Origin of the sequence: Mesorhizobium sp. M7A.F.Ca.MR.176.00.0.0, from assembly GCF_004023165.1 — a bacterium.
Taxonomy (GTDB): domain Bacteria; phylum Pseudomonadota; class Alphaproteobacteria; order Rhizobiales; family Rhizobiaceae; genus Mesorhizobium.
In genome coordinates, this window is the sequence record NZ_RZTC01000007.1 from 26,917 (window position 1) to 31,085 (window position 4,169).

General features: G+C 62.5%; 4 protein-coding genes and 1 pseudogene. 1 reads left to right on the forward strand and 4 read right to left on the reverse strand.

Annotated features, from left to right (window positions below):
- Positions 1–1,394: response regulator (locus tag EOB59_RS35935; RefSeq protein ID WP_245486523.1), on the forward strand; the 1,394-nt coding region annotated here is incomplete at its 5' end.
- Positions 1,395–1,410: 16 nt separating this feature from the next.
- On the opposite strand, the gene EOB59_RS04420 is transcribed toward EOB59_RS35935, so the two are convergent.
- The 4 genes and pseudogenes from EOB59_RS04420 to ispG all read right to left on the reverse strand — a co-directional run.
- Entirely contained in the window at positions 1,411–2,160 is a 750-nt protein-coding gene (locus EOB59_RS04420) for a class I SAM-dependent methyltransferase (protein ID WP_128287751.1), read from the reverse strand.
- A 47-nt stretch (positions 2,161–2,207) separates the two neighbouring features.
- Positions 2,208–2,972, reverse strand: coding sequence for a Stf0 family sulfotransferase (locus EOB59_RS04425; RefSeq protein ID WP_127397034.1), 765 nt, complete (start codon positions 2,970–2,972; stop codon positions 2,208–2,210).
- A 136-nt stretch (positions 2,973–3,108) separates the two neighbouring features.
- Positions 3,109–3,963: a lytic transglycosylase domain-containing protein gene (locus tag EOB59_RS04430; RefSeq protein ID WP_128287752.1), complete on the reverse strand. Its 855-nt coding sequence runs from the start codon at positions 3,961–3,963 to the stop codon at positions 3,109–3,111.
- Between the two features lie 5 nt (positions 3,964–3,968).
- Positions 3,969–4,169, reverse strand: a pseudogene (ispG, locus tag EOB59_RS35940) (4-hydroxy-3-methylbut-2-en-1-yl diphosphate synthase); the annotation flags it as partial.

Genomic DNA, 4,169 nt, shown 5'->3' on the forward strand with positions numbered 1-4,169 from the left:
TGGCGACGCTGGTCTCGGCGCGCGTCGCCGAAAAGAACCTTGAACTGATCGTGCGTGTCGACCCGCGCCTGCCGGCCCATGTCGTCGGCGACGCCGGCCGGTTCCGGCAGATCATCACCAACCTGCTCGGCAATGCCGTGAAGTTCACCGAAAAGGGTCATGTGCTGATCGATGTCGGCGGCGAAATCGTCAACGACGTGGTCCAACTCAAGATCCGCGTCGAGGACACCGGCATCGGCATACCGGCCGAGAAACTGCAGAACGTGTTCGAAAAATTCGCGCAGGTGGACGGCTCGTCCACCCGCCGTCATGAAGGCACGGGGCTTGGCTTGGCCATCGCCGCCCGCCTCGTCGACCTGATGGCAGGCAAGATCGGCGTCGAAAGCGAGATCGGCCGCGGCTCGGTGTTCTGGTTCGCGGTGCCGCTGCCCGCGCATCAGGCCGCGGCGCGCGACGAGATCGTGCCGGTCGACGTCACCGGCGCGCGCGTGCTGGTCATCGATGACAATCCGGTCAACCGCGAAATCCTGCTCGAGCAGCTCAGAAGCTGGAGCTTCGATTGCGCCGCCGCCGAAAGCGGCGCGGTTGGGCTGGCCTTCCTCGACCGCGCCTTTCAGTTGGGCGCCGCTGTCGACTGCATCATCCTCGACTACCAGATGCCGGGAATGAACGGCGCCGACGTCGCCAGAGCCATTGCTTCCGACAGCCGCCTGTCGGCCATCCCGATCGTTATCCTGACCTCGGTCGACCAGGTCGATTTCGGTAAGATGATCATCGACTTCGGCATTGCCGCGCATCTGACCAAACCGGCGCGCTCCGCGGTGCTGCTCGGCACCGTCATCTCGGTGATTCAGAAGGCCCGTTCGCAGGTCGGCAAGGCGCGGTTCGTCCGTGAACCGATTGTGCAGGCTTCCCTGGCAGCGCCGCCCGCCTTCACTGTCATCCGCGGCCCGGCAATGCCGGTCACGGCAGCGCCGGAATTGACAACCGCGCCGAACGGACCGATCGACATCCTCATTGCCGAGGACAATGACGTGAACCAGTTGGTCTTCGGCCAGATCCTCAATGGGTTGGGCTTGAGCTACCGCATCGCCGGCAATGGCCGCACGGCGGTCGAAATGTACCGGGCGCTGCGCCCCAAGCTGATCCTGATGGACGTTTCGATGCCCGAAATGAACGGCTATGAGGCGACCCGCGCCATCCGGGCGATGGAGGTCTCGACGGGCGCCCACATCCCGATCATCGGCGTCACCGCGCACGCGCTGAAGGGCGATCGCGACAAGTGCATCGAATCTGGCATGGACGACTATCTGCCGAAGCCCGTTTCGCCCGACCGCCTGGGCACCAAGATCGGCACATGGCTCAGCGAGACGGTGGTGGCCAAGACGGCGTAAAAGCCGGCCCTATTGGTCAGGCCGATCGGCGCAACCGGCCGATCGGGATGATTTCCGGCGAGGTCACGCCATAAGGCGTGCCGTGCCAGTCACCCAGCCACTGCTCGACCAACAGGCCAGCCTCGTCCAGCATCCGCGCAAGATCTTCCTTCTTGGGGAACGCGATCTTGGATTCGGCGCCCAGAACAGGTCTACCGCCCGGAATGTCATAGAAGGTCGAGTAGGTGACGATGCCGGTAGCGGCATCGTGTCCGGCATCATACCAGGCTTTGACCGTGCCGAGGTCGGGATGCGTAACCGCCCGTTCGGAGCGCTGCGGCGTCCATTCCAGCCATTCCTCCTCGGCGGGATTTCGTGTGTCGAAAATGAAGAGCCCGCCAGGAGCGAGATGCTCAGTGATGGTGCCCAGCACCGCCATCTGATCCTCGCCTGTCAAGAAAACCTGGAACGCATGCCCGGTGAGCAGGACCAGATCGAAACGCCGCCCGAGCCGAACAGTACGCGCGTCAGCCTCGACCCAGTCGACCCTGTCGCCGCCGGCCCTGCGCCGCGCGACGTCGAGCATCGCCGATGCCGGGTCAACGCCAGTGACACTATGCCCATCGGCAAGTTCGGCAGCCAGTTGGCCAGTGCCACAGCCGAGATCGAGGACCGAGCCGCGATTTACGGCAAGACCGATACAGTATTCAAAATCGGCGCGGCCGCTTTGGTTCTCAATATCATAGAACTGGACGAAGTCAGGATCGCTGTAGATAGGGTCGGTCATAGTTCTCCGCCTATACTCCAAATTTCCAGCTGCGGCCCATCAATGCGTCAGGCCGCCGCGTCCAGGCGATAGCGACGCATCCAGTCGAGGCTTGTCGCGTCAGCGAGCTTTGCAACGCCGGGGCTTATATCTTCGGCGTCTGGTGCTCGGACATCCAAAACTTCACAGATGCCTAGCAACGTCGCCGCCGGATTGCTCGAAAGGCGCTCGTAGCCAACCCGAAGCGGGGTTATGCCTTGCTCAGCGAACCAAATGTTCCATGCCGCATCATAGGTCTCGAGTTCCGTGACCTCTCGTTTGATCCGCTCGAAATCATATTGGGGCTCTTTCGGCGGTGCGACCCTTTCGATCTCGGTGCCGTCGGGAGCGATATGCCAAAGACCGGTCTGCTCCGCCTTGATCAGGGAGACAGCCTGCGCGAGCTTGTTCTCCCGCGAGAGGTGTATGTAGAGGACGCGGCCAAAGGCCTTTTCAAGACGCGCTCTGTCGGACGGCAGTTTTGGAAAAATCCGGTCGAGGGTTGCCGAGAGTTCATCCAGATTTTCGCGCATTAAGCGAAGGCCGAAGAGGCCGGTCCCACCCTTGCCCGCAGCCATCGCCGCGTTGAGATAGGCGACATTGAAGTCGAGCTCACTCATCGTGTCGCGATCGGGCAGCTTCCACTCTTCAGCCCACTCCAGCACATCCTGCCGCCGATAGAATGAGTGCGGATCGCCAGTCGTCTTCGTGGATGCCAGAAGCTTGCACAGCAGCGTGCTTCCGGTCCTCGGCGTGCCGCAGATGATGTATCCATCGAACATGTTGAGACCCATGCTGCTCGTCAAAGACAGGGCCGCCGCCCAGTAAGGATGGCGGCCGCTATAGCTGAAATCTTTGCTGGATGCGACGTCACGGCTATCGCTTTTAAATGCCTCTCTCGGACAAACACCATGCCTGCAGCGGCCAAATTTACCGGTTGCGCACCACCACGCACGCCCCACCGACACTTTGCAATTTCTGGCAAATAACGTTGGCATCGGCGCGGCGGTCGACACCGATCCTGACCGCGTAGATGCCGCGCCGGCCGATCGGCGTGCGCACCCGGCTGACCACCGGATCATGCCCGTTGAGTAGGGCCGGGAACCGGCTCCTTACCCTGAGCCACTGGTTGATCGCCGCACTGCGGCGGAAATTGCCGGCCACCTGGATGCCCCACGGCTTTATGTTGATCGAAGCCATGGCCACCGTCCGCGACATGATCACCGGCAGCTTGCGGCAGGCAATGGCAAAATCCGTCTTTGCATCGAGCGGCTCGATCTTTCCGGCATAGGCCCGGTCGGTGAACTTGTCGGCCGGCTCGCCCATGATGTCGAAGACATAGCTTTCGGTTTCCATCGGCAGAAAGCCGCCGGAGCTGAGCCAGCGCGACACCCGGCTCTCACCGGCATTGTAGGCGGCCGCCGCCAGGCCGAGATTGCCATAGCCGGTTTTCATTTCAGCGAGATATCTAGCCGAAGCCGGGATCGCCTGGTTGATGTCGAATGAATTGGCGAGCCCGCGCATCTTGGCGGTGCCCGGCATGAACTGGGCGATGCCCTCGGCGCCGACCGGACTGACGGCGTTGGGATCGAAACGGCTTTCCTTCCAGATCAGCCGGGCGAAGAAATCCCTGGGCAGGCCGTTCTGGTCGGCATGGGACTGGATCAGGGTGCAGACCCTGTCGATCAGCCGCTGCTTGGCGGATTGCGGTGGATCCGCCCGAACAGCTGTCGAGCAGACCAGGGCGCAAAGCAAAACGAGCGTCGCCCTCAGGAAACGCTGCATCGCGCCTACTCCGCCGCGGCCTTGCTGCGACCAAACCGTTGCTCGATATAGTCGGCGACCATTTTCTCGAAATCCGCGGCGATTGATGGCCCGCGCAGCGTCGCCGCCTTCTTGCCGTCGACGAAGACCGGCGCCGTCGGCGTCTCGCCGGTGCCGGGCAGCGAAATGCCGATGTCGGCATGCTTGGACTCGCCCGGACCGTTGAC